The following is a 25,955-nucleotide window of genomic DNA, read 5'->3' as shown; positions in this document are numbered from 1 at the left end:
TATGCCGATGGAGAAGTTATTTGACTTTTTCTAAGTATTCGCCGCGTACGGTGTCGACTTTGATGACGTCACCCTCGACGACGTGGAAAGGTACTTGAACGACCGCGCCGCTCTCAAGCGTTGCCGGTTTTTTACCGCCTTGCGTATCGCCTTTAAAGTTTGGTGGTGTTTCTACAATTTTAAGTTGAACAAATTGTGGTGCTTCAACGCTGATAGGTTGTCCGTTGTGGTAAAGCATATCAACATTCATACCATCAATAATCCAATCTGCAGCTTCACCCACTTGATCGTGTGTTAAAGCAATTTGCTCATATGTTGCGCTGTCCATAAATTGTAAAAATTCACCATCATCATACAAAAACTGCATGATTTTATCTTCAAGATTTGGAGTCTCACATTTATCACCCGCGTGGAATGTTTTTTCAATAACTTTTCCATCCATAAATGATTTGATTTTGCAGCGTACAAATGCAGCACCTTTACCAGGTTTAACATGTTGATACTCTACGATTTTATAAGGGGTACCGTTAATTTCGATTTTTAACCCTTTTTTTAAGTCGCCCATAGAGATAGAGGCCATACATTCTCCTAATTTTTAGTTTTTGCCATTATAGCGAAAAAAAGCATGACTACAAAATCGTTATTTTTTATACATTATATTGTATATAAATTTCTTTTTTATGTATTTTTTATTTGTTTTAAAGAATTAAACATCTATTATTTTGATTAAATAATAAATTAAATAGTATGTTTTATATATTTTAATGAATATTTAATACGTTAATTTGTATTATAATAAGATGAAAACAAGCGATATCATCAATCTTTTGCACAATGCCGTCGAAGCCGAAAATATGGGGAAAAAAATTTCTCAGAAAAAAATGGCGGAAACATGCGGCATTTCCATGCGCACCTATCAGGAGTGGAGACTCGGAAGTAGCGCGCCCCTTGGGATTCCCGTCGTATTTAATATGCTCGGGATGCTAAAGGATGAAGATATTATTAGACTGGTTCGGAAAATTAACGACGGGCAAAAAGGAACGGTATGACAAACTTGACGGTCAGTGAGAAAGTGGCTCTTGAAGAAGTATTTGAATGTTTACGCGATACGCGTTGCCGTAAAATCGGACTCATGAATAAACGACTGTTCGTCTATCGCCTTTTGCGCCTGATTGCCTCGACACGAAAAAGAGTCTTACATGTAAAACGCTAAAAAACCGTTTTACATGTAAGCATTAAAGAGAATTCGTATTATCCAACAAAACCGGAACGACGATCAACGAAGCGACGACCGCCGCAATCGTTCCGAAAATCAACGCAACGCCCAATCCTCCGAAAATCGGATCCGCTGCCAGCAACGTACTCGCCAAAATAATCGCCGCCGCCGTGAGTATGATCGGTTTGGCACGCGTAGCGCTTGCATGGGCGATCGCCTCTTTTTTTGCCATTCCGTGCGCGATCATCGCTTGCGAAAAATCGATCAACAGCAACGCGTTACGCGAACTAATCCCCATCAACGAAATAAAACCTATTAACGACGTCGCCGTTAAGAAGAACGTCCCGTGCGAAAAAAGATCCATAATCCAATGCCCGACGATCACGCCGATAATGGAAAGAAAACTCCCTAAAAGTACGATTCCCGAAAGCGCAAAGCTTTTATAATACACGACCATCAGCAAAAAGATTAAAACCAATGCCGCGATAAACGCACCGCCTAAATCGCGAAACGTATCCATCGTCACTTTCATTTCCCCGTCCCACACTAGATCGTAAACCTCGCCGCTTTGCTTGTCCTTAAGCCGCAAATCGAACAGGTGCGTACCGCTAATGTCGTAACGCGCTTGAAAATGCTCTTTGATCGCGCTTCGCGCTTGTAAAAGCGGATAGACTTGCGATACCAAATCCGCTTCCGCGACGATACTGACCATTTTTTGAAGATTTTTCGACAAAATCGTCGGCGTAGAGAGCACTTCTTCAACGCGAACGACTTCACTCAAAGGCACGCTCAAGCCCTCATCGTTCATCAGCACTAAAGATGCGAGTTTCGCACTTAACGCCTCTTTGCTCATCTTCTCTAAGCTTTTGGACGCATCGCTAAAAACAAGAAAAAGCGGAATTTGCGTCGGAGAATCGGCACGATTTTTATACGTCACGTTCATACCTTCAAAGCCCAAATAAAGCAAACGGTGAATCCGCTCGATGCTCAGTTTCGCACGTGCGGCTTTGTCGTGGTCGATTCGAAGTGAGAGTTTAGGGTAAATATCGTCATGCATAATATCCACGTCTTTGAGATCGCTCGTCTTCGCCAAAATCGTCTTAATCTCTTCGGCAAGCGCGCTTAAACGCTCGGTATTTTCGCCGTAAAGCTCAACGACGATCGCCGCTTGCGTCGGAGGACCTGCGGGTTGTTCGACCATCTTAATCGAAGTTTGCGCCACCAAAGGCTCACATGTACGTTGAATCGCTCCGCGTAAACGATGCACCATCATGTAAGACTTTTCCTCTCTTTGATGCGTATCGGTCAAATTGACCACGATCTCGCTGACATGTTCGCCGTTTTTAAAGCTCGATCCTTTGACAAGACCGGCATAATCCAACGGCGAGCCCATGCCGTTAAAAACTTCGATATCCGTAATCTCTTTTTCCTTTTGCAAAATCGAAACGATGCATTGATTGACGTTTTGCGTCTGCACGTACGAACTCCCGTTGGGCAAATCGACGTAGATCGAAAAGGTATTGGTACTTTTTCCCGGCAGCATTTTTGCCAAAACGATTTTACTCGGAAACATCAACACCGAGAGGATAAATGCCAATAACGTCAACACCAGCACCAAACGTTTTTTTCGAGGCACTAGCAAGATACCGTAAACAAACTGCTCAAAGCGTCGCATCATGATTTGCCCCTTCTATCACCTCTTTTTTCTTCAAAAATCTACGCGCTAAAAAAGGTGTAAAGATATAAGCGATCAAGAGCGAAGCACTCATGGCAACGGGCACGTTCAGCGGTATGGGCTTCATAAACTCTCCCATCATCTGCCCGACAAACGCCATCGGAACCATCGTCAAAATAATCGCAATCGTCGCTAAATTGGTCGGTGCTCCGATCTCGTCGGTCGCTTCCACCAACAGATCGTCCATCGGTTTGTCTTTCGCGAATTTATCGTGCAAATGGCGATGGATGTTTTCGATGACGACGATCACGTCGTCAACCAAAAGTCCAAGACTCAGTAAAAAGGCAAAAAGCGTAATCCGATTGATGGTTTGACCGCTGACGTATGCGATAAAAATCGTAATCGACAAAATTGCCGGAACCGTCAAAATGACGATAAGCCCTTCCCTCCAGCCCAAAATAAAAATGAGCAAAAAAGCGATGATCACGATAGAGATAAACAAGTGAAACACCAACTCGTTAACCGCGTCGTTGGCACGTTCTCCGTAATTTCGAGTTAACGTATAACCGATACCCTCTTTGTCCAACATGGGTTTTTGCGCTTCAAGACGCGCTAAAACGTCTTTGGCAATCAACACGGCGTTGGAACCTTTGAGTTTGGAAACGCTTAGCGTCACTTGTTCTTGCAGCGGGCTTAAGGTCCCGTCGCTTTGCCTAACGCTAATCAAGGCACTTTTTTTATTTTGCACGTCATACCCTAAGCCAACCGTTGCCACGTCTTTGAGGTAAATCGCCGAAGCCCCGTAGTGTGCAACGATCAGGTTTTGAATATCTTCGACATTTTCTAAGACGTTTTTAACGCCGAAAACGACGAGCTTGCCCTCTGCCGTATGGTTCGTCACTTCCGGTAAACGCATGCTAAGCCCGTTAAGTGCGCCGACGATTTGCTCCATGCTCAAGCGATAACCCGCCAATTTACGCAAATCGACTTCAATGTTAAATTGCTCTTTATGTTCGCCTTTGATCTCGGTTTTAGCGACGTTGGGAACGTCTCCCAAACCGTTGCGGATCGCTTCGACTTTTTGATACAAACGTACAGGATCGATTTTGTGTCCCGCTTTGGCATAAAACGCAACCGATAAAATCGGAATATCGATGTCGATGTCTAAGGGTCTCACCAACGGAGAAGAAGCACCGCTTGGAAGCTGATCAAGGTTTTGCATCACTTTATCGTAGAGTTTGAGATTGGAAGCTTCACGGTTTTCTCCGATATAGTACATTACGTTGACGATACCCACGTTGTCGCTGGCGATACCGTATATATGCTCTACGCCTTTGATCTCTTTAATGCGTCGCTCCAAAGGGCGAACGACGACTTGCTCGACTTCCGCGGCACTCGCACCCGGAAGCGTTACGATCACGACGCCGCCGCTAATGGATATTTGAGGGTCTTCTTCTCTGGGCATCATCAAAAGAGCGATAATGCCTAAAACGATCAGCGTAATGCCCAAAATCATCGTCAGCGGATTGTGTAAAAAAAGGCGCGCCAAAAAACCGGCAAGGTATTTTTCTTTGTACGTACGCATTAGCGCTCACCGACGACAATCGTCGCATACATCCCCGGATACGCGCGCGCTTCGTGACATGTAAACGACGTTTTGAGTTTAAACGCGTGCGTCATAGGATTGGAACTCGGTACGATGGCTTCGATTTTTCCTTCGCTTTTGCATCCGATAGAAGGAATATCCACGCGAACGTTTTGTCCGATTTGAATCGTACCTAAATAACTCTCGGCGATCTCCGCGACGATTTTTAAATGCGTAATATCCGAAAGCACTAAGGCGGGAACGCCCGCTAACGCCATTTCTCCCGCTTCGATATGTTTTGCGATCACGACGCCGTCGTTGGGAGCTTTAATATCAAGATAGCGGTACTGATTGTGTACTTCTTGGCGTTTTTGTTTGGCTTGCGCGATCTGCTTTTGAGCGATCTCGCTCATTGCTTTGAGATTGGAAGCGGAAAGCTCCAAGTTTTCCACTTCTGCTTTGGAAACCATATCTTTGGCGAAAAGGCGTTGATGACGCTCAACGTTGAGCTTGGCGTTGGCATATTGACTTTGATACATCTGATACGACAATTCCGCTTGTGCGATCGCCAAATCGCTTTGCGCCAATGCCGTATCGATCTCTTTGGAATCGATACTGTAAAGTAAATCGCCTTTTTTGACCACGTCGCCCTCTTTCACGCGCACCTCTTTAACGTAGCCCATGTAGCGGCTGGTGATACTTTTTTCGTTATCCGATACCACGCTGGCACTCAACGTCAAATCCGCACTCGACGCACTTATCGAAAACGCTAAAAAAGGCAATACCCAATATCCTAAACGTATTGTTTTCACTGAAGTTCCTTTGCGGCAATTTTTTCCAATTCGAAGATAACGTCGTTACGTGCGTTTTGTGCTTCTTGAAGCTTCATAACCGCGCGCAACGCATCGGATTGCTTCACAATCACTTCGCTCATCGAAGCAAGTTTTTGCTCATACCGACCGGTGTAATTTTCATAAACCGTTTGAGAGAGTTCAACCTCTTTTTTGAGGCTTGCGATTTCGTATTCGTACATGTGCATTTGCGTCTGCAAGCGTCGAATATGCCACACTATCGTCTCTTTTGCCAAGCGCGCTTCGCTAGCCGCCTTCAAATTGCCCACGCGCGCTTTTTCGAGTCCCGCTTTATCTGCACCGCCGTTAAAGAGATTCCATTTCATCTGTACGCCTACGGTATACGCGTCGTGACTCGAAAAATCGTTCATCAAACGATCGTCGCTACTGCCGTATTGCACGAAAGCTCCGATTTGAGGCAAGAAATTGCTCTCTTGTAACGAGACGTTCATTTTGGAAACCGCTTCGCTTTGTTCCGCTTTCTTAATCGCGCGATTTTCATTGAGCATGGTCTCTAGCGGCATTTCCAAAGCCAACTCGGCTTCGTAATTTCCGATAATCGATTCGACGTTTTCGTTTAAAAGAAAGGAAAGGTAATGGTATAAAAGGGTTTCGTTGGCTTTGGCTTGTTCGACGAGGCGCTCCACGTCGGCACGTTTGGTTTGCACCTCCAAAATATCCACTTTTTTCGCATAGCCCTCCTCATGCATTGCGACTGCTCTTTGTTCAAGTTTTTCAATGTTGTGAGCGATCAAGCCGAGGCGATAGAGGTGATTTTTCAACAAGCTCAGCGCATAAAAACTTTTTTTGACCTCTGCAATCTTTTGAACCGTGAGCTCCTCGCGCGAAAGCGTACTTAACGCCTTCAAAGCTTGCGCCATTTTGCGATACTGCTCGATTTTACCGCCCGTATACAGCGGAATCGTATACGTTACGTTGGTCGAAAAGAGATTGCGGTCTTTGGGATTGTTCAAATCGTCAGAGCGTATATCCACGACATTGGGATCGCTTTGGTTTTTAATAAAATCTTTAAATCCGAAATCCGCAAACGAAGCTTCTCTGGATTGCAGTTTATAGCCGAAAACATTCAAAGCGTCGTTACTGCGAAGAGCGTATTGATTGAGATCCAAAGAGCCGTAAGCTGCCGAAGAAGCGATTTGGTATTCAAGCTCCTTGATCTGCTCGTCCATTTTCGCCGCATCGATTTCAAGGTTATTGTATTTTACTTTTTCGATAGCCGCATCAAGGCTTAAAGCAGAAGCGCCGAAAGCATACGCTAGTAAGGCACACATGATCACGATAATTTTCATATAAGGTTTCTCCCTAAATCGATCTGTAAGACGATAGCGTGGATAGTATCACATTTTATTTGCCTCTTTATTGATCGAAAAAAATTAAGCAAACTATTTTAGAAACAAATAATAATCGAGCAGAAAGTTTCGTATAGCATGCCTTACATGCTATACGTTTAACGGGTGTTTTTTAAGAAAAAAACTTCTTTTTGAGTTTGAAAAAGTAGACGATCGTTTTCATTTGGACGAAAATAAAAGGCAGCATCACGATAAAATAGGCGACGGAGTTTTGTTCGACGACATTATTGGCGACCAATCCCGTATGCAAAAAAAACATTCCGAATACCATAAATGCGACGCCTGGGCAAATCAGCGCAAAACTGCTCGGAGAGAGCGTATGGGATGCGATATAGGTTTCAAAATAACCGATGCTTTTCATCACTTTATAGCCGATCAGCCCGAAAATGATTTGTAACGATACGACAAAGCTCGTAAACGTAAACATGGAAGCATTGGCGATTTTTTGGTCAAAATGATGATCGAGTCCAAAGCTGATACGCACAAACGTAATCCCCAAAAGCGTCAAAATCGGAATCATAATCCACAAAGAAGGACTTGCTTCGGCTGAGATGCCTTTTTCAAACATCGTTTGAAAGCCGAAAATAATTTTAATCAAAAGTAGCAAAAGCGCAATCGCACTGAAAAAAATCGAACAAAAAATACCGATCGCGTTAATCGTCAAATGATGGCTCATTGCTCCGGGTGCCGCAAAACCGACGGCAACCATCGCAAACGCAAAAATAGAGATCATTTGAGACAGACTATTGTTTTGAGTAAAATCAAAGTCACCTTTAATGATAAGACGCGTGAAGTAGTCGATAAAAAATTTTAAGGCAAAATAACCCGATATTGCAAAGCCTAAAAGGGCAAACGGAAAAAGATACTCTACGACGCTCCACAATCCAGGGACAAAAAGCGCACCCAAAACAAAACAGACGTTAATGGTCATCGTAAACGTTAAAGGAAGCGTCATCAACGTCACTTCCGCATTGGAACCGAGCAACGTTTGATACCGTTCGCTTTGTTTAAAGAGTCGGTACTGTTTGATATTCCATACTAAAAGTTTAAAATGAAGACCCGCAAAAAATACGATACCTAAAGCGGCGACTCCCGCTACGAACGAGAGCCAGTCGCCTTTGATTAACGCCGGATAAAAAAACTCAAAGGTCGTCATCGCAACGCCTTTGTGCGGGATCATGAACATTAAGTAAATAAAAAACGAAACGGAAAGTCCGCCGGCACCTAAAGCGGATAAAAAGCAAATCGGCGTAAATTTCTCTCGTAATACCATTGTTCTATCCCTTTCGTGTTATAAAACCGCGTATTCAACCCACACGCATGTCGGCAGATTGTTCAGCTCGGCAATAATTTTTTTATCGATATCGGTATCGACCAAGATCGCCGCCATTGCAAACTGATTGGCACCGCGTCCGAGTCTAAAGTCGGCGATATTGATTTTTTCTTGCGCCAAAATAGCCGCAATTTCGGCAATAACACCCGGTACGTCGTGATTTTTAAATATAATCATTTTCCCTTTCGGTTTAAAATCGAATTTAAAGCCGTTAATGCCGGTAATGCGTTGTTCATCGTCTCCGAAAACCGTTCCGTCGATACGAATCGAATTTTTTTCGGTCGTTAAAATCAATGAGACCCTATTTTTGTAACCGCTCGTATTGCCGACCGCTTCAAAGGTACTCTCGATGCCTTTTTCTTTCGCAACGAATTCGGCATTGACGTAATTGACCGTCGTTTCGTTCGTCTCTTTGAGTGCTCCGACGACGCCGAACGTTAAAAGCGACTTTCCGTACGTCGCAATATCGCCCTCGACTTCCAAACGAATCGTTTTAATCGCCGAACGATTGAGTTGTGCCGCAAAAAATCCCATTTTTTGAACCAACTCTAAATACGGCTCTAACGCGGAAGGAATATCTTCGGCTTTAATCGGAAGATTTAAGGCATTAGGGTAACTGATACCGCGTGCCGCGCTAATAGCATTTTCAGCCGCTTGGATCGCGATTTTTTCTTGGGATTCAAGCGTATTGGCACCCAAGTGCGGCGTAACGCAAATGTGTTCCAAATCCAATAACGCATGATTGGTCGCCGGTTCTTTGGAAAAAACATCGATGCCGGCAAAAGCGATCTTACCGCTTTTTAGATTATCGTAAAGGGCTTGTTCGTTATAAAGTCCGCCGCGCGCGCAATTGACCAAACGTACGCCGTCTTTCATTTTCGCGATCTCCTCATAGGAAATCATATTCACGGTTTCTTTATTTTTCGGCGTATGAATCGTGATAAAATCGCATGCTAAAATATCGTCGAAATTGGTCGTATACGTCATGCCCAAATCGGTCACTTTGGCAGAAGAAATGTACGGATCGTAAGCAACGATGTTCATCCCGAAGGCTTTGGCGCGAATCGCTACGCGGCTACCGATGTTACCGAAACCGATCACACCCAGTTTTTTCTCGCATAACTCTATGCCGTACCATTTTTCGCGATTCCATACGCGCTCGACTTTAAGGTGATTATTGGCGTTGGTAAAACTGCGTGCACAACTTAAAAGATGTGCCATCGTCAATTCAACGGCGGCAATCGTGTTGGCGGTCGGAACGTTCATCGCGATAATACCGCGTCTGCTACACCCTTCTTGATCCACATTATCAACACCTACTCCCGCACGTACGACGGCTTTGAGTTGTGTTGCGGCATTTAAAAATTTTTCGTCGACGTCGGTAGAACTTCGCGTAATAGCAACGTCGCAATCGCCTAAAATTTTCAACAATTCATCTTTAGGTAACGCAACGGCATCGACGACATCGATATCTTTTTCGGCATAGAGGATGTCGAAACCCTTTTGATGGATAGCATCGCATACAATAATTTTTTTCTTTTTCATAACCAAACCTCAACAATTTTTGATTTAATATCGTATTTTTCAAGCGCGTAAACAACATTTTCCAACTGTTTTTCGCTCTTGTCTTCCAAATAAATAGTAGGGATTTTGCCCTCTTTGATCACCATATAAGGAAGGTGTAAAGAGTTCAATGTCTGAATAATACAAAAAAGCGAGTATCGATCCGCGCGATCGATGACCAATCGAAACGATTTTGCTTTTTTACCTTTAGCGTCTTTTAATCCGAATTGATCAATTTGCATAAAAAGTTCGTTTACGGGATAAACAAACTCCCTAGCATCTTTTTGCGCCAACTCTTTAACCCAAACGCGTTCCGTAGATTCGGGCGTTACTACGGGTTTTTTGACGGACTCGTACGAAGCGGCATCCTCTTTCACGTCGATTTTAGGAGTGACGAGCGTATAGAAGAACGCTCCCAATCCTAAAAAAAGAAGTAAAAAGATACCGCCGAGTACTCGTTTTTGCATCGCTTATTTCAATTGATCTTTTAAGATATCTCCAAGCGTCATTTTTTCTTCTTTATTGATCTCTTTCAACGCTTCTCTCTCTTTGAGTTTTGAAAGGCGTCGAACGGAGAGACGAATACGGTTTTTCTTATCGTCAATAAAGGTAATTGCCGCTTCAATTTCGTCGCCGACTTTTAAGTCCGCTTCGCTCACTTGTCCTAAATCTTCTTTACGAATCAACGCATCAACGTTTTCTTCAAGCTCGACGAAAATACCGAAATCTTTAATATCTCGGATTTTGCCGTGAACGATATCGCCGTTTTCGTGCGATTTAGCGTAACGTTGGATCGGAGAATCTTCCAACTCTTTTTTGCTTAACGAGACTTTTTCGTTTTCTTCGTCGATTTTAACGATTTTGACTTCTACGACGTCGCCGACGCTTAGAAGTTCTTTGCATTTGTTGTTACGATCCCAAGAAGCGTCTTCATTATGTAAAAGACCTTCGATTCCGCCGATTTTAACGAACGCACCGAAATTGGTAATCGTCGTAATCTCGCCTTTAACGATATCGCCGACTTTAAATTTTTTCATAAATTCGTTAAAAGGTTTCGGAAGGACGTTTTTCAAAGAAACGCGTAAACGTCTCTCTTTTGCATCGATCTCGATCACTTCGACGTCGACCACTTGTCCCTCTTCGATATAATCGCGCGGATGTTTGATGTTTTTATCCCATGAAATTTCGGAGATATGCAAAAAGCCTTCAATATCGTTTCCAAGATCGACGAATGCGCCGTATGGTTCGATATTGCTGATCGTGACTTGAATCGAATCGCCGATTTCAAGCTCGTCTTTGATCTCATCCCAAGGATCGGGCATTGCCGCTTTCACGGAGAGGGAAAGATGACGTTTATCTTTATCGTATTTGATCGCTTTAACGGGAATGACTTCCCCTTCTTTGTAAAGCGTTCCGGGATTAACGGGACCTTTATAACTGATTTCGCTATAATGAACCAAACCGTCGATTCCGCCGACATCGACGAACATACCGTAAGTCGTGATTTTTTTAATCGTTCCGTCGACGACTTCGTCGCGATCGATTAATTCTTGAACGATCTCTTTACGTTTTTTACGTTCATCGTCTAAGAATTTTTTACGTGAAATAATAATCGATTCGGTTTCGTTGTCGATTTTGATGACTTTGACTTTAAGGCTTTTTCCGACAAGCGTGTTGAGGTCTTTGACCGCCGCTTGGGAACGAGGGAGGAAAAACTCGATGCCTTCTTTATTTTCGGCGATAAATCCGCCTTTGTTTTTTCCCGTGATTTTAACGTCCACGACGACATCGTCTTCTTCTTTGAAATCTGCGATAAACGACTTGATCTTATCTTTACGAAGGGCCTTTTTGTGCGAAACAACCGGTCTTTCGTTTCTGAATCCCGTAACGACGACGGGAATTACGTCACCTACTTTGCATGTTATGTTACCGTTTTCATCGGTTACTTCGGCTGCGTTAAGACGACCTTCGGACTTCTTACCCACATCCACTAAGATGACGTCTTCTTTAATCGCCACCACAACACCATTGATCAGTGCGTCTTTCTCAGAATCCTTAAAAGACTCTTCCAACATCGCCGCAAAATCCATCTCCTCATGCTCGTCTACGGCGTTAGTATGAACGGATTTGTTCGCCTCATTTACCATTTGCTACCCTTTTTTGGTTGATTTTTGACTCATATAGTTACATATCGACATGTAAAAGTTGCCTATTATACTTTAATTTCGCTGATTTTTCCAACTATTTTTTCGATAATCCAATCCGGCGTCGAAGCGCCTGCGGTGACGCCGCAAAGTTGTTTTTGGTTAAACCACGAAGGATCGAGGTCTTTTTCGCTTTCGACGAGAAAACTATCGGCACAATACTCTTTACAGATACTATGAAGTTGTTTCGTGTTGGAGGAATTTTTCCCGCCGATCACGATAACGACGTCCGCTTCTTTTGCCAATTCTCGCGCGGCGTCTTGGTTTTCAAAAGTTGCGTTACAAATCGTATTGAAGACGCGAACCTCTTTATAACGCATTTGAAGGTATCCGGTGATGTCTAAAAATTCGCTGATTTTACGTGTCGTTTGGGAAACGACGGCGACTTTGTAGCCTTTAAATTTGATTTTTTCCAATTCCGAGACGCTTTGAACTACGTAAGCCCCATTGATCGCATAACTCTCTACGCCTCTGACTTCAGGATGATCCGCATCGCCGAAAATAACGATTTCGTACCCTTCTTGACTCATTTTTTCGCAAATTTCCTGCGGCTTGGTCACGTAAGGGCATGTCGCGTTAATGACTTCAACCTTGCTTTGTTTTAAGGTTTCCAAATCTTTTTTAGGAATGCCGTGCGTTCGAATAATCGCGCGTTCAATACCTTGTGCTTCGGAGATATCGTGTAAGGTTTTTACGTTAAAATTTTCGCGTAAACGATTAATCTCTTCGTTATTGTGGATCAAAGGGCCGATCGTTGAGGCATTTTGCGTATTTTCCGCAATCTTGATCGCCCGCTTGACACCGAAACAAAACCCGTAACTTGCGGCAAGTTTTATTCGCATATTTTGACATGTCCTATGTTGGAAAGTAGTTCGACGAAGTTTGGAAAAGAGGTATTAATGCATTCGGTATCTTCGATTTCCATACCGACTTTAGTCCCCGCAATCGCAAAGCTCATAGCGATTCTATGATCGCCGAAACTGTTGATGGTCGCTTTGTGCATCTTACCGCCGATCACTTCGTAACCGTCTTCAAACTCTTCGACTTCAATACCGCATAAACGTAGATTTTTGACGACGCTTGCGATGCGATCGCTCTCTTTAACACGAAGCTCTTGCGCATTTTTGACGGTACTTTTTCCTTTGGCATGGGCAAAAGCAATTGAAAGGGCGGGCAATTCGTCGATCAGCCACGAGATATTTTCGCTCACTTCTACTCCGTGCAAGGCTTTTCCGGTCACGATAATGTCGCCCACGCTTTCGTAAAGGCTCTCTTTCTCGATCAATTCGACGCCAGCACCCATACGTTCTAAAATTTTGTAAGCTTCAATGCGCGTCGGATTGAGAAGCATGTTGCGTAACACAACGCGCGATCCCTCGCTAATCGCCGCCGCAACCGCAAAAAAGAAACCGCTGGAAGGATCGCTAGGCACCCGTAAATTAAGCGGTTTAAGGGGCTTTGTTTGAGGGTAAATCGTGACATGTAAGCCTTCGCTTTCAATGCGTGCACCCATGCCGCGAAGCATACGTTCGCTGTGGTCGCGGCTGAGTTCCGGCTCACTAAAAATACACACGTCTTCACTTTGAAGCGCCGCTAAAATCAGCGCACTTTTCACCTGAGCCGAAGCGATTTTGCTTTCGTAACGAAAGGCTTTCAGCTTTTCGCCGCGAATCCCCAGCGGTGCATAATTTCCATGGCTTCGACCGTCGATTTTTGCGCCGATAGAACGAAGCGGATCCGCTACGCGACGCATCGGGCGCGAACACAAGTATTGATCGCCGTAAAGAACGAAAAAGCCTTCTTGAGACGCCAAATAGCCCATCAGAAGGCGAATGGCCGTTCCGGAATTGCCGCAATCTAAAATTTGGGCAGGCTCATTGATACGTGCGGGCGGCGTAATCGTCAACGTTCCGTCTTCCGCCGTTTCGACATGCGCACCCAAAGCCTGCACGATGGCAAGCGTACACAAGGTATCTTCCGCCCGCAAATAGTTTCGCACGACGGAAGCTTGATCGCTTAATAAAGAAAAAATCGCGCAACGATGTGAAATAGACTTGTCGCTGGCGATCTGCTCGGTTGTAAACTCAAAAAGGTTTTTAGGGTTTACATGTAAGGTTTTCATCGAATCGTAATTCCGAATTCTTCGTTCAAACGTCGAAGCAAATCTTCGATCATTCCGGCAATTTCACTCTCTTCAAACGTCTTTTCCATCGACTGAAAGTAAAGGCTCAACGTTAAGCTGACTTTATCGCCTAAACTCTCGTGAACGTAACGATCAATCACGCTGAATTTGACTAAAGCCTGAGGCGCAACGGAGCGAATAAACGCTTCTAAGACGTGATAAGGCATCGATTGATCCACCAAAAGGCTTAAATCGCGCGTCGAACTTGGTAGCTTCGAATAGGCTTTGGCACATTTTCGCGTATACGGCAATGCCGCAAAATCAAGCTCGCACACGTACGTACGTGCTAAGTCAAGCTCTTTTTCCACTTGAACGTTCGCACGCGCCATATAACCGACGACAACTCCGTCGATCACAACGTTTGCGGCTTCGTACGGACTGCACAAACCGTTGGGTGACGGAAGCGGTAAGAGGCTAAAATGTCCTAAAACGTTCTGTATTTTTGCGGCGAACGCAAAAAAATCGATCTCGCTCGGTTTTCCGTGGTTAGAAATATCGGGAAGTCCGTTTTCTCCGCTGAAGACGAATGCGATTTTTTTACTCTCGTTGCGCTTGGCATCGAAAACGCTACCGATTTCAAAAAGAGCAACGCGTTTTTTACCGATTTTGACGTTGTTGGAAAGAGCATCGAGCATCGTCACTAGAAGCGACGAACGTAAGGTATTTAATTCTCCGGTAATCGGATTGGCGACATCTAAGGCATCTTCTACAACCGGCAAACCTAATTTTTGAAGTTTACTTTTATCGTCAAAGACAAAATGCAAGGTTTCGAAAAATCCCGCCGCTACGGCGCGATAACGAATTTCTTGACGCTTTTTAAAATTAAGGTACGGCTGGTTAATACGCGATTTTTCCGCCGTAACGTACGGCTTCGCCGTAATATTGTCGATACCCACGATTCGTACGATCTCTTCGCAAATATCTTGTACGTTTAAAACGTCCGGTCGAAATTGAGGAACTTTAACGTTAATAACCTCTTGCTCAAACGCAAAATGTACTCCAAATCCCAATTTTTTGAGGATTTTGATAACGATATTTTTGGCAATCTCTTCGCCGATCATCGACGTTAAATCGTTTTGGTTAATATTGATGATTTTCTCTTCAAAATCGTGAACGATCTGCTGCGTATCCGCATAAGGCATAATTTTGGACTGCTTGGAAATCATTTTCATAAAATAATCCAAACCGAACAGCAATTGCGGCTCGCTTCCTCTGGAAGAACGGTAGAGATGTTTGTCCGCACCGAGTTTTTTATTGGCACTAAGCGAAGCGATAATTTCGGGATGCGTGTAATTGGCTTCGACGATAATACGCTCGTCAAGGGCGTTGGCTTTGCACTTGTCCGCTTGCGCAATGCCCGTTAAGGCGACACGCTCGGAATTGTTTCCGAAAATCGCGTCCAAGCCGTTCTCGTCTTTTGCGATCGTGATCTTGGCTTTGTTCTCATGGGTCACGAAACACTGAGGGTTGTAAGCTCTCAAAAGTACGCCCGTAACATACGTCGCGTACTCTAAAAATTTCATCAAAGAGCAGGTCTCCTCAATTTGGGCAAACCCCAAACGAAGCTCGATCAGAAGCGGAACGCGAATCTCTTGATTGTCGAACACTTTGTACATGTAAGAACCGTTTAACGCTTCGGTCGCGTGGATTTGAAGAACGCGTCCGACGCCCGGTTGGTTCTCTTCGTCTTCTTTGTGCGGCATTTTTGCCACTTCAAGATCAAAATAGACGCTTAAATCGCGTGCAACGCCGTAAACGCTTTGGCAATCTCCGCGATTAGGCGTCAATCCGATTTCGATAATATCGTCGTTGAGTAACGCATATTCGCGCAGTTCTTTACCGAGATGAAGCTCGCCGATACTGGCATCAAGGACCATAATCCCGTCGTTGATTTTAGGAAGTCCTAATTCCGTAGACGAACAGATCATTCCGCACGATTCGACGTCTCGGAGTTTGGCTTTTTTGATTTTAATACCGTTTGGCAACTCCGCACCGATCAACGATACCGCAACAAACTGTCCCGCTTCGACGTTTTTTGCGCCGCAAACGATTTGTTGGACGCTCTCGCCGACGTCGACTTGGCAAACGTTCAGCTTATCGGCATTGGGATGCTTTTCGCGTGACACAACTTTTCCGACGACCACTTTTTCCGGAATGCGTATTTTGTGAATTCCTTCGACTTCCAAACCGATGGCGTTCAAAGCGAGTGAAATTTTATCGGCATCGACGTTGTGTAGGTCGATCCACTCGTTTAATCCTTCTCGTGTAACTATCATTTAAATTGCTCCAATAATCTCAAATCGCCCTCAAACAATGACCGAAGATCGGGAATGTCATGTAAAAGCATCGCAAAACGTTCAACGCCCAAACCGAAAGCATAACCGCTGACGTCTTTGTATCCTACGGCTTTAAAAACATTCGAATCGACGACGCCGCATCCCAAAACTTCAAGCCAACCGGTATGCGAACAAACGCGGCATCCTTTGCCGTGACAGAACGTACAGCTAATGTCGACTTCGGCACTGGGTTCCGTGAACGGGAAGAAACTTGGACGGAAACGTACTTTCACGTCGCCGAACATATGCTTTAAAAAGTCTTCCAAAATGAATTTCAAATTGGCAAACGAAACTTTGCCCGCCTTATCGACGACGAGCCCTTCGACTTGATGAAACATCGGCGTATGCGTGATGTCAAAATCTCTACGGAAAACGCCGCCAGGGCAAATCATGCGAATTGGCGGTTGCTGAGAAAGCATCGTACGAATCTGAACCGGCGAGGTATGCGTTCGAAGCAACATCGAATCTTTAAAATAAAACGTGTCTTGCATATCGCGTGCGGGATGGTATTTGGGTAAATTAAGGGCTTCAAAATTGTGAAAATCGTCTTCGACCAGTGGACCTTCTTCAATGGAAAAGTTCATACTTACAAAATATTCGATAATTTTATCCATCGTATCCATTACCGGATGCAAAGCACCCGCAAGGCTCTCTTGATTGAAGAGCGTTACGTCAACGCTGCTTTTTTTCATCTCGGATTCGATCATTAAGGCTTCAAGCTCTGTTTTTTTACGGCTCAAACACTCCAAAAAATGCTCTTTATTACGGTTTAATGTTTGGGCAAACTCTTTTTTGGCATCGCCCTCAAGTGTTTTCAGCTCTTCAAATTGCGCGGCAAAATACCCTTTTTTACCAAAAAGCGACACTCTTACTTTTTCCAGTTCGTTCAGCGACCCACAAGAATCAATCGCATTTTCCATCTCTTTCAAAGGACACCTTTCATCAAAGTCTATAAGAAAGCTTATTTTAGTGAAACTTTAATTATAAAAGGTTAAAATCCCCTAAAAAAGGAGCAAACACGATGAGTATCTTCAGCAAAATCGTTAGCGGAGAAATCCCTTGCAATAAAGTCTTGGAAAACAACGACTTCCTCGCGTTTCACGACATCAATCCTAAGGCACCGATTCATATTTTGATTATTCCGAAAAAAGAGTATACGTGTTTTCAAGAAGTCGACCCCGAAATCATGGGCGAAATGACGAAATTTATTCAAAGCGTCGCCAAACTTTTAGGGCTAGACGAAAGAGGATACCGTTTGATCACCAACAACGGACAAGACGGAGGACAGGAAATTTTTCATCTGCATTTCCACCTTTTAGGCGGCGCAAAATTGCCGTGGAACCACTTAAGCGATAGCGAACCTCACAAATCGCTTTAAAAACCCTTCAAACCATACTGCTTAAAAGAGGAGAGTTTCCCCTCTTTTAAGCTTTGCGCGCATTGATCCACGCTTCGAAAATTTCAATTTGGCGTTGCGTCGACGCAACGGAAGTACCGCCTTGAGACGTTCGCGCATTCATCGAATGTTCGAGCGAAAGATACGCACAAACGTCCTCGCCGATGCGCGCATCCACGCTTTGAAGCTCGCGTACGCTCAAAACGCTTAAGTCTTTGCCCAAACTCTCGGCATGTGCCACCGCGCGTCCCGTGATAAAATGCGCTTCGCGGAACGGAATATTGCATTTTTGTACCAAGTAGTCCGCCAAATCGGTCGCGCTCAAATGCCCGACCTCACACGCTTTTCGCATACGATCCGTATTAATCGTCATCGTACGCAGGGCTTCTCTTAAGATATTGAGCGAAATCAATGCCGTCTCCACGCTATCGAAAACGCCTTCTTTATCCTCTTGCATGTCTTTGTTGTAGGCTAAAGGTAAACCTTTAAGTACCGTTAAAAGCGCAATCAAATTACCGTTGACGCGACCCGTTTTACCGCGTAAGAGTTCCGGAACGTCGGGATTTTTCTTTTGCGGCATAATCGAACTGCCCGTAGAATAGGCATCGCTTAACGTGATAAATTTAAACTCGTAACTCGACCACAAAATGAGCTCTTCGGCAAAACGCGAAACGTGCATCATCAGCGTCGCAACGTTAAATAAAATTTCCAACGCAAAATCGCGGTCGCTGACCGTATCGAGGCAATTCACGCTGACGCTGTCGAACCCCAAAAGTTTGGCGACGTATTCGCGATCGATGGGGTGCGGTGTTCCCGCAAGTGCGGCACAACCGAGCGGTAAGACGTTGTTGCGCGTATACGAGCTTTCCAAACGTTCGATATCGCGTTTGAACATCGATACATAAGCAAGTAAATGAAACGCAAGATTAATCGGCTGTGCGTGTTGCAAGTGCGTCATGCCCGGAAGCAACGTCGTCGTATGTTCTTTAGCGATTTGCATCAGCACGTCGATCACGCTCTCTAAAACGTGAACGATCATCAGTGTTTGTTTTTGAACGTATTGACGAAAATCGACCGCCACTTGGTCGTTTCGGCTACGTGCGGTATGCAACCGCTTTCCGGCTTCGCCGATCAGATCGATAAGGCGCGTTTCGACTGACATGTGAATGTCTTCGTGCGCGATGTTAAATTCGAATTTACCCTCGTCGATTTCTTGTTTAATTTGCATTAAACCCTTTGCGATTTGATCGGCTTCTTCCCCGCTTAAAATACCCTGTTTGGCTAACATCGTCGCATGCGCGATCGAACCTCTAATATCTTCTTCGTACAATTTTTTATCGAACGGTAACGAAGCGTTAAATTCATCTAAAAGTTGCGTACCGCTTTGGGCAAATCTGCCCGACCAGAGTTTTGACATAAAAACGTCTCCTTGAAAAAAACGCAAGGAGCTTGTGAAAGCTCCTTGACATGTAGTTGTGTGATGCGACGTGACGAAGGTCTGTTAGAGTTTTGGACCCGCACTTGAAAAATCGGAATCGGCGGTAATATACTTTTTAAAATTTTCGATAAACATTTGCGCCAATTCGTCGCGCGTAGCGTCGTACAAGCTTTTATTTTCCCACGTGCTGCGAGGATTTAAAACTTCGGTCGGAACGCCTTCAAGCACTTTTGGCACTTGAACGTTAAAGACGGGAATCGTTTCAAATTCGCACTCGTTGATGCTCCCGTCTAAGATCGCGTTGATGCATGCGCGCGTCGCTTTGATGCTCATACGCTTACCTACGCCGTAGCTTCCGCCGCTCCAACCGGTATTGACCAAGTAAACGTCGACGTTGTATTTTGCGATTTTTTCACCTAAAAGTTTCGCATAAACCGTCGGATGTAGCGGTAAAAACGCCTCGCCGAAACATGCGCTAAACGTTGCTACCGGCTCGGTTATACCGCGTTCGGTTCCGGCGACTTTTGCCGTATATCCGCTCAGAAAATAGTACATCGCTTGTTCTTTGGTAAGTTTTGATACCGGAGGTAAAACGCCGAAGGCATCGGCACTTAAGAAAATAATTTTTTTAGGATGACCCGCTTTTAAAGAGGCTTCATGGTTTTCGATATGATAGATGGGGTAGGAAACACGCGTATTTTCGGTTTTGGAGGCATCGGCGTAATCGACGACGCCCGCATCGTTGATAACGACGTTTTCCAAAAGAGCGTCTTGCTTGATCGCGCCGTAAATTTCAGGCTCGCTGTTCGGATCGAGATTGATGCATTTGGCATAGCATCCGCCTTCAAAATTGAAAACACCCTCATCGTCCCAGCCGTGTTCGTCGTCGCCGATAAGTTTGCGTTTCGGATCGGTCGAAAGCGTGGTCTTACCCGTACCCGAAAGTCCGAAGAAAAGTGCCGTATCGCCTTTTTCGCCGACGTTTGCCGAGCAGTGCATAGAGAGTTTTCCCTCAAGCGGCAACCAGTAATTCATCATCGAAAAAATACCTTTTTTAATCTCGCCGCCGTACCACGTTCCGCCGATAATCGCGATGTTTTTTTCAACGTTGAAAACAACGAATACGTCCGAATGGAGTCCGTGTTTTTTATAATCCTCGTTGACGACTTTACATGCGTTGTAAAGCGTAAAATCGGGTTTAAACGTTGAGAGCTCTTCTTCGCTCGGGCGAATAAACATATTTTTAACAAAATGTGCCTGCCATGCGATCTCGGTAACCACGCGAATGCTTTTACGACTCGCCAAACTACCGCCGCAATACGCGTCTTGAATATAGATGTCTTTACCGGAAAGTTGTTGTTTTACTTTGTCGAAGAGTTCGTTAAAAATCGCTTCGCTCACTTTATGGTTCATTTTGCCCCAAGAGATATACCGGTTGGAAGGCTCTTGGTCGACAAAGTATTTATCTTTAGGGCTACGTCCCGTAAAAATGCCCGTATCGACGCTAAACGTCCCGTTACATGTTAAGCGTCCTTCGTGGTTTCGCTTTTCATGCGCTAAGAGCTCTTCATACCCGAGGTTATAATAAATCTTACCGATATTATGTAACCCTAACTTCTCAACTTCGTTAATCTTTGACATCGTCTCTTTATCCTCAAACAATTGAATTAAACTAAAATGAATACGTTCGAACCGTACCGTTTTAAAGTACGACCAGCAGTTGACCGTTGACCACCGTATCGCCTTGTTTTACCTTAACCGCACTGACAACGCCCTCTTGCGGCGATGTAACCTCAATTTCCATTTTCATCGCTTCGATGACGATAACGGCTTGACCTTTTACAACCGTGTCGCCCTCTTTAACCAACACTTTAAAGATTGAACCGGGAAGTCCCGCTTTAATAGACGTACCGTTTACGCTAGTATCGTTACATGTTGACGAACCTTCACCGCCTTCTTGAATGTCGATATCGTAAATTTCGCCGTTTACCAAAAGCGTACCGCTACTAAGATCGGATTTAACTTGGTATTTTTGTCCGTTGACGGTTACGGTAAATTCGTTCGTAGCCGCAGGAACGACCTCTTCTTTTTTCGGAGATACTTTGCGGACGTTGACTTTGGCTTCACCTTTAAGATACGCGATGCCTTTTTCTTTACATGCTGCCGCGATTAACACGTTTTCATCGGTAATTTCAAGATTTTCTTTCGTCAATATTTCTCTGACGTGCGCTAAGGATTTTGTCTCGTCGCAGTCGGCTATTTCCAACGCTTTGCGTGTCGTCGGAGGCAATTTGAGCTGTTCGCTTGCCAAGGAAACGACTTCTTGATCGGGAGTTGCAGGCGTTTTTCCAAAATAGCCTAAAACCATTTTGCCGTAACCGTCGGCAATCTTTTTCCACGGACCAAACATCACGTTGTTGAAAGCTTGTTGAAAATAAAATTGGGAAACCGGCGTAACACTCGTACCGTAACCGCCTTTTTCAACCACTTCGCGCATTGCTTTAATCACTTCGGGAAATTTATGGAGAATGTTGTTGTCACGGAGCATCTGCGTATTCGCAGTCAAAGCACCGCCCGGCATCGGAGAAAACGGAATCAGCGGAGAGACTTGCGTCGCTTCGGGAGGCATAAAATAGTCTTTAAGGCACGCTTGTAAGACCTCTTCGTATTTCAAGATTTTTTCGAGTTCCAAGCCGCCAAGATCGTACTCTTTTCCTTTTAGTGCATGCAACATCGTTAAAATATCGGGTTGGCTCGTACCGCCGCTTACCGGAGATGCCGCAAGGTCGATACCGTCGACACCCGCTTCCAAGGCGGCCAAATAACACGCAACGCTTACGCCTGCGGTTTCGTGTGTATGAAGCCTTAAATGCATTCCCTCGGGAACGAGTTTGCGCGCCATTTTGATCGTTTCGTACACTTTTTGCGGGCTTGAAGTACCGCTCGCGTCTTTAAAACAAATACTATGGTAGGGGATTCCCGATTCTAAAATTTCGCGTAGGGTTTTCTCGTAAAATGCTACGTCGTGTGCACCGACGCATCCGGGAGGCAAGTCCATCATCGTGACGACGATTTCGTGTTTTAAACCGTGGTGAACGATACGTTCGCCGCTGTATTTGAGGTTTTCGACGTCGTTAAGCGCATCAAAGTTACGAATCGTCGTCGTCCCGTGTTTTTTAAACATTTTCGCATGTAAATCCAAAAGTTCGCTGCTACCGGTATCAAGCATAACGGTATTGACGCCGCGTGCCAAGGTTTGAAGATTGGCATCGGGTCCTACGATTTCACGGAATTTATCCATCATTTGGAAGGCATCTTCGTTCAAATAAAAATAGAGGCTTTGAAAACGTGCTCCTCCGCCAAACTCAAAATGGCTGATACCTGCTTCACGCGCCGCCGCAACTGCCGGAAAAAAATCTTCCATCAGTACGCGCCCGCCGAAAACCGATTGAAAACCATCTCTAAACGTCGTATCCATCACATCGATGTACTTTTTAGCCATTGACCTTACCCTTTTTTAGTGTGTTTCTTGTGTCTAAAACGAAGCGGCACCGCCGCAATCAACGATACGTTATCGTTTTGTGATCATCCTTGGCTAAGATTTCTGCCGGACTCTTTTCGAGGAAAAACCCTCTTCATACATTTGGCATGCGTATTCACTGACGAATATACAAACACCAAAACTGTGAAAATCATGATGCTCCTTAGCATCAGACTTTACCTCGTAACCTCGACCTTTTTGTTTAATTTTAACTAAAAAATATAGCGCAAATTTTTGTATTTTATCATTTCTTTTATTAAATCAAACTCAGAGGCGAAGAAGAAAAAAGGGGGAAAAGAAGGGGAAACGTCGCTTTTTTCAAGAGACGTTTCCGTAGTGAAAGCGTGTGGCGTTGAATTAGGCGATACAACGCTCAATCAGGTAGAAAACCGATCGATAATCCAAGCCGCTGTGTTCGCTTAGACCGATTTCGCAAGGTTTGCCGGTCGAAAAAGCAAGCGTGGTATCGCTCGGTATCGCGGCTTTTAAATGGCGTAATGCCGAGCGGTTCAGTTCGGGATAGGTAAATCCGCGATCGCCCGCAAAACCGCAACATGTCACTTCACTCGGGATCGTTACTTTTTTACTGCACAAGCGCGCAATCTTTTCAAACTTCTCCGCCAATCCCATTTTGCGCGTGCTACAAATCGTGTGAATGACGATAGGATCGTCAATTTGACGAATCGTAAGGCGGCTTAACAGAAAATCGTGGATAAATTCGATCGGATCGTACACTTTGAGTCCGGTCGTAAAATACTCCATCATCGTTTTCGTACACGAACTCATATCGCATAAAATAGGATACGTTCCGTTCAAACTCGCTTGCGTTAAAGCCGCTTCCAACTCGCTTGATTTTTGTTTGCCTTCGCTTTTATAGCCTTTACTTGAAAAAGGCATACCGCAACATAATCCGTCGATAGCTTCGGGAAAGAGCACTTCGTAACCCGCTTTTTCAAGGATACCGATAATAACCGCATCCAGCGATCGTTCGCCGCTTTTTTCTTTCGGATTTGCCATCGTACGGTTGATGCACGAAGAGAAGTACACCACTTTATCTTTAGCGCCGCTTCGTTTTACGCTCGGTTTAAAAGAAGCACCCGAAGGTAAGCTAGCACTCCAAAGCGGAAGCGTATTGCCGCTTAGCGTACGCAACCCTTGGCTCATGCCGCGCATCACGCTATCGGGGATAATCGCGTTCACGCCTTTGACGACGCTCAAAGCGATACGTCCCGTTTGTAATACGCCCGAGTAATGATCGGCGATAAAACCGGCGACGCCGTGCCCGAGCGTACCGATTTGATGTGCGCGAAGCTTTTTAGTCAAGGCTCCCGTATCGATGCCTACGGGACAGGAGAGCGAACAAAGCGAACAGGTGGCACAGGTTTCGATACCGTCGTATTGGTACTGTTTTTGAAACGCTTCCAAAGCTTCGGTCTCATGGTTAAGTGCCAACGTCTGCATGCGTCGATTGGCAACGATGCGCTGCCTTGGCGTCAACGTCAAGAAATTCGACGGACAAACCGGCTCGCAAAAACCGCACTCGATGCATTTATCGATCAAAGGATCGGTAATCGGCATTGCTTTAAAATTTTTAAGATGCGCTTTCGGATCGGCGTTGATAATAACGCCCGGATTGATCAAGCCTTTCGGATCGAAAATCGTTTTAATCTCTTTCATCAAAACATACGCGTCTTCACCCCATTCCAGCTCGACAAACGGGGCCATATTGCGTCCCGTTCCGTGTTCGGCTTTTAAACTACCTTGGTATTTGGTCGCGACTTGCTCGGCGACTTCTTGCATAAACGACTCGTAACGCGTGATCTCTTTTGGATCGTCAAAGGCTTGATTGAAAACAAAGTGCAAGTTGCCGTCTAGGGCGTGACCGAAGATAATCGCTTCCGTGTAACCGTATTTCTCGAAAAGTGCTTGCAACTCCAACGTACCGTCCGCCAACGAAGTGATCGGATATGCCACGTCTTCGATGATACAGGTCGTTCCGCTTTCGCGCGCCGCGCCTACCGCGGTAAAAAGTCCTTTGCGAATCTTCCAGTATTTGGTATATTCCGCGACGTCTTTGGTAAAATGAAGCGGCATTTCGGGCGTAATCGACGCCAATTTTTCAAGAATCGCGGCAATGTTTTCATTTAAAACGGCATCGTCCGGAGCGCGCGTCTCGACCAAAACCGCCGTTGCGGTGGGGCTGAGCGTCTTTAAAAAAGAAGGCATCCCCTCTTTGTCTTCCACGCTTCGAAGGGCGGCTCTATCCATGATTTCCGCGGCATCGACTTGTGCGTTTGCCGTACGCGTACGGCATTGGGTTCGCAGTATCGTAATTGCATCGCAAGCGTCTTTGACGTTTTTAAAAATCATCAATGCGCTGGCTTTATCTTTGTATTCGGGAACTGTTTTATAGGTAATTTCTTTAATAAAACCGAGCGTTCCCTCGCTTCCGATCATCAAGTGTGCCAAAATGTCGATCGGGTCTTCAAAGTCGATTAAAGCGTTGAGGCCGTAACCGCATGTGTTTTTGATTTTAAATTTACGCTCTATTTTGTCGTGAAGAGCTTGATTTTCACGTACGCGCTTTGCCAGAGCCTCGATACGCGCGATCATCTCGCCGTGCGTTTGACGAAAAGCGTTTTGGCTTGCCGCGTCGGCGGTATCGAGTTCGCTTCCGTCGTGGAAAATAATTTTCATCGATTGAAGCGTTTTATAAGAGTTGTCGGTCGTCCCGCAACACATACCGCTAGCATTATTGGCGGCGATTCCGCCGATCATCGCCGAATTGATACTCGCCGGATCAGGGCCTATTTTTTTGCCGTGAGGTAACAAATAGGCATTCGCATCCGCGCCTACGACGGAAGGTTGAAGCGTAATCAAACTGACGTCATGATTGACGCTCATCTTTTTCCAATCGCGCGAGGTTACCAGCAAGATCGAATCGGTAATCGCCTGCCCCGAAAGGCTCGTTCCTGCGGCTCGAAAAACGACCGGAAGTGAAAACGTGTCGCTGAGTTTTAAAATCCGACTGACTTCATCGGCATTATCGACCCACACGACGATTTTCGGAATCAATCGATAAAACGACGCGTCCGTTCCGTAAGCAATCGTATGCAAAGGATCGGTAAAGATACGGGACTTTGGGATAAAAGAGACGATTTCTTGATAAAAATCGTGATACTTTCCGCTTAATGTCATCGGCCATCCTTCATGGTTAGAATTTTAATCGAGTGTAACACGTCGGTATAAAATCGGTATGACATTT

Annotated in this window: 20 protein-coding genes; 3 read left to right on the top strand and 17 right to left on the bottom strand. The window is 44.9% G+C overall.

Annotated features, from left to right (window positions below; all coding sequences use genetic code 11):
* Positions 1 to 16: 16 nt before the first annotated feature.
* Positions 17 to 580, bottom strand: a complete 564-nt coding sequence (gene efp / locus OA34_RS03300) for an elongation factor P (protein ID WP_039672376.1) — start codon at positions 578 to 580, stop codon at positions 17 to 19.
* Between the two features lie 220 nt (positions 581 to 800).
* Here efp and OA34_RS03295 point away from each other — a divergent pair, with 220 nt between their 5' ends.
* Both OA34_RS03295 and OA34_RS13475 read left to right on the top strand, forming a co-directional pair.
* Positions 801 to 1,049, top strand: a complete 249-nt coding sequence (locus OA34_RS03295) for a hypothetical protein (protein ID WP_039672375.1) — start codon at positions 801 to 803, stop codon at positions 1,047 to 1,049.
* Positions 1,046 to 1,213, top strand: coding sequence for a hypothetical protein (locus OA34_RS13475; RefSeq protein ID WP_156143364.1), 168 nt, complete (start codon positions 1,046 to 1,048; stop codon positions 1,211 to 1,213). Before OA34_RS03295 ends, OA34_RS13475 begins: the two co-directional genes overlap by 4 nt.
* A 22-nt stretch (positions 1,214 to 1,235) precedes the next feature.
* Here OA34_RS13475 and OA34_RS03290 read toward each other — a convergent pair whose 3' ends face one another.
* From OA34_RS03290 to pheS, 12 genes are all read right to left on the bottom strand, one after another.
* Entirely contained in the window at positions 1,236 to 2,894 is a 1,659-nt protein-coding gene (locus tag OA34_RS03290; protein ID WP_039672374.1) for an efflux RND transporter permease subunit, read from the bottom strand.
* Positions 2,878 to 4,476 carry an efflux RND transporter permease subunit gene (locus OA34_RS03285; RefSeq protein ID WP_039672373.1) on the bottom strand — a complete coding sequence of 533 codons (1,599 nt, stop codon included), beginning with the start codon at positions 4,474 to 4,476 and terminating at the stop codon, positions 2,878 to 2,880. The genes OA34_RS03290 and OA34_RS03285 overlap by 17 nt, the downstream gene beginning before the upstream one ends.
* Positions 4,476 to 5,279, bottom strand: a complete 804-nt coding sequence (locus OA34_RS03280; RefSeq protein ID WP_039672510.1) for an efflux RND transporter periplasmic adaptor subunit — start codon at positions 5,277 to 5,279, stop codon at positions 4,476 to 4,478. The genes OA34_RS03285 and OA34_RS03280 overlap by 1 nt, the downstream gene beginning before the upstream one ends.
* A 5-nt stretch (positions 5,280 to 5,284) precedes the next feature.
* A complete protein-coding gene (locus OA34_RS03275; RefSeq protein ID WP_039672372.1) occupies positions 5,285 to 6,637 on the bottom strand; it encodes a TolC family protein in 1,353 nt (450 codons plus the stop codon).
* A gap of 172 nt (positions 6,638 to 6,809) precedes the next feature.
* Positions 6,810 to 7,970 (bottom strand): TsoY family (seleno)protein, encoded by a 1,161-nt coding sequence (locus OA34_RS03270; RefSeq protein ID WP_039672371.1) that lies wholly within the window; start codon positions 7,968 to 7,970, stop codon positions 6,810 to 6,812.
* Positions 7,971 to 7,988: 18 nt separating this feature from the next.
* Positions 7,989 to 9,575 carry a phosphoglycerate dehydrogenase gene (gene serA / locus OA34_RS03265; protein ID WP_039672370.1) on the bottom strand — a complete coding sequence of 529 codons (1,587 nt, stop codon included), beginning with the start codon at positions 9,573 to 9,575 and terminating at the stop codon, positions 7,989 to 7,991.
* Positions 9,572 to 10,060 (bottom strand): hypothetical protein, encoded by a 489-nt coding sequence (locus OA34_RS03260; RefSeq protein WP_039672369.1) that lies wholly within the window; start codon positions 10,058 to 10,060, stop codon positions 9,572 to 9,574. Before OA34_RS03260 ends, serA begins: the two co-directional genes overlap by 4 nt.
* 3 nt (positions 10,061 to 10,063) lie before the next feature.
* Positions 10,064 to 11,740, bottom strand: a complete 1,677-nt coding sequence (locus OA34_RS03255; RefSeq protein ID WP_039672368.1) for a 30S ribosomal protein S1 — start codon at positions 11,738 to 11,740, stop codon at positions 10,064 to 10,066.
* Positions 11,741 to 11,805: 65 nt separating this feature from the next.
* Complete coding sequence (locus OA34_RS03250; RefSeq protein WP_039672367.1) at positions 11,806 to 12,639, bottom strand: 4-hydroxy-3-methylbut-2-enyl diphosphate reductase; 834 nt, start codon at positions 12,637 to 12,639, stop codon at positions 11,806 to 11,808.
* Complete coding sequence (gene aroA / locus OA34_RS03245) at positions 12,630 to 13,919, bottom strand: 3-phosphoshikimate 1-carboxyvinyltransferase (RefSeq protein ID WP_039672366.1); 1,290 nt, start codon at positions 13,917 to 13,919, stop codon at positions 12,630 to 12,632. The genes OA34_RS03250 and aroA overlap by 10 nt, the downstream gene beginning before the upstream one ends.
* Complete coding sequence (pheT, locus tag OA34_RS03240) at positions 13,916 to 16,255, bottom strand: phenylalanine--tRNA ligase subunit beta (protein ID WP_039672365.1); 2,340 nt, start codon at positions 16,253 to 16,255, stop codon at positions 13,916 to 13,918. The genes aroA and pheT overlap by 4 nt, the downstream gene beginning before the upstream one ends.
* Positions 16,252 to 17,235 carry a phenylalanine--tRNA ligase subunit alpha gene (gene pheS, locus OA34_RS03235; RefSeq protein ID WP_144441035.1) on the bottom strand — a complete coding sequence of 328 codons (984 nt, stop codon included), beginning with the start codon at positions 17,233 to 17,235 and terminating at the stop codon, positions 16,252 to 16,254. Before pheS ends, pheT begins: the two co-directional genes overlap by 4 nt.
* 101 nt (positions 17,236 to 17,336) lie before the next feature.
* Between pheS and OA34_RS03230 the strand changes: the two genes are divergently transcribed.
* Entirely contained in the window at positions 17,337 to 17,693 is a 357-nt protein-coding gene (locus OA34_RS03230) for a histidine triad nucleotide-binding protein (RefSeq protein ID WP_039672363.1), read from the top strand.
* 46 nt (positions 17,694 to 17,739) lie between these two features.
* Here the strand turns inward: OA34_RS03230 and argH are convergent, their stop codons facing one another.
* From argH to OA34_RS03210, 4 genes are all read right to left on the bottom strand, one after another.
* The gene (gene argH / locus OA34_RS03225; RefSeq protein WP_039672509.1) at positions 17,740 to 19,128 is read right to left on the bottom strand and encodes an argininosuccinate lyase; all 1,389 of its coding nucleotides are present in this window, start codon (positions 19,126 to 19,128) and stop codon (positions 17,740 to 17,742) included.
* Positions 19,129 to 19,212: 84 nt separating this feature from the next.
* Entirely contained in the window at positions 19,213 to 20,790 is a 1,578-nt protein-coding gene (gene pckA, locus OA34_RS03220) for a phosphoenolpyruvate carboxykinase (ATP) (RefSeq protein WP_039672362.1), read from the bottom strand.
* Positions 20,791 to 20,851: 61 nt separating this feature from the next.
* Positions 20,852 to 22,651: a biotin/lipoyl-containing protein gene (locus tag OA34_RS03215; RefSeq protein WP_039672361.1), complete on the bottom strand. Its 1,800-nt coding sequence runs from the start codon at positions 22,649 to 22,651 to the stop codon at positions 20,852 to 20,854.
* Positions 22,652 to 23,047: 396 nt separating this feature from the next.
* Positions 23,048 to 25,888, bottom strand: coding sequence for an FAD-binding and (Fe-S)-binding domain-containing protein (locus tag OA34_RS03210; RefSeq protein ID WP_039672360.1), 2,841 nt, complete (start codon positions 25,886 to 25,888; stop codon positions 23,048 to 23,050).
* Between the last annotated feature and the right edge of the window lie 67 nt (positions 25,889 to 25,955).

This window comes from Sulfurospirillum sp. MES, from assembly GCF_000789415.1.
GTDB classification, from domain to species: Bacteria; Campylobacterota; Campylobacteria; order Campylobacterales; family Sulfurospirillaceae; genus Sulfurospirillum; species Sulfurospirillum cavolei.
This window is presented reverse-complemented; position numbering and strand designations above follow the sequence as displayed.

Coding starts and splice junctions, on each gene's coding strand:
- pheS (WP_144441035.1), bottom strand. CDS start 17,235: ATGGAAAATGCGATTGATTCTTGTGGGTCGCTGAACGAACTGGAAAAA.
- OA34_RS03290 (WP_039672374.1), bottom strand. CDS start 2,894: ATGATGCGACGCTTTGAGCAGTTTGTTTACGGTATCTTGCTAGTGCCT.
- OA34_RS03260 (WP_039672369.1), bottom strand. CDS start 10,060: ATGCAAAAACGAGTACTCGGCGGTATCTTTTTACTTCTTTTTTTAGGA.
- OA34_RS03255 (WP_039672368.1), bottom strand. CDS start 11,740: ATGGTAAATGAGGCGAACAAATCCGTTCATACTAACGCCGTAGACGAG.
- pckA (WP_039672362.1), bottom strand. CDS start 20,790: ATGTCAAAGATTAACGAAGTTGAGAAGTTAGGGTTACATAATATCGGT.
- OA34_RS03270 (WP_039672371.1), bottom strand. CDS start 7,970: ATGGTATTACGAGAGAAATTTACGCCGATTTGCTTTTTATCCGCTTTA.
- serA (WP_039672370.1), bottom strand. CDS start 9,575: ATGAAAAAGAAAAAAATTATTGTATGCGATGCTATCCATCAAAAGGGT.
- OA34_RS13475 (WP_156143364.1), top strand. CDS start 1,046: ATGACAAACTTGACGGTCAGTGAGAAAGTGGCTCTTGAAGAAGTATTT.
- OA34_RS03215 (WP_039672361.1), bottom strand. CDS start 22,651: ATGGCTAAAAAGTACATCGATGTGATGGATACGACGTTTAGAGATGGT.
- OA34_RS03210 (WP_039672360.1), bottom strand. CDS start 25,888: ATGACATTAAGCGGAAAGTATCACGATTTTTATCAAGAAATCGTCTCT.
- argH (WP_039672509.1), bottom strand. CDS start 19,128: ATGTCAAAACTCTGGTCGGGCAGATTTGCCCAAAGCGGTACGCAACTT.
- efp (WP_039672376.1), bottom strand. CDS start 580: ATGGCCTCTATCTCTATGGGCGACTTAAAAAAAGGGTTAAAAATCGAA.
- aroA (WP_039672366.1), bottom strand. CDS start 13,919: ATGAAAACCTTACATGTAAACCCTAAAAACCTTTTTGAGTTTACAACC.
- pheT (WP_039672365.1), bottom strand. CDS start 16,255: ATGATAGTTACACGAGAAGGATTAAACGAGTGGATCGACCTACACAAC.
- OA34_RS03295 (WP_039672375.1), top strand. CDS start 801: ATGAAAACAAGCGATATCATCAATCTTTTGCACAATGCCGTCGAAGCC.
- OA34_RS03250 (WP_039672367.1), bottom strand. CDS start 12,639: ATGCGAATAAAACTTGCCGCAAGTTACGGGTTTTGTTTCGGTGTCAAG.
- OA34_RS03275 (WP_039672372.1), bottom strand. CDS start 6,637: ATGAAAATTATCGTGATCATGTGTGCCTTACTAGCGTATGCTTTCGGC.
- OA34_RS03285 (WP_039672373.1), bottom strand. CDS start 4,476: ATGCGTACGTACAAAGAAAAATACCTTGCCGGTTTTTTGGCGCGCCTT.
- OA34_RS03230 (WP_039672363.1), top strand. CDS start 17,337: ATGAGTATCTTCAGCAAAATCGTTAGCGGAGAAATCCCTTGCAATAAA.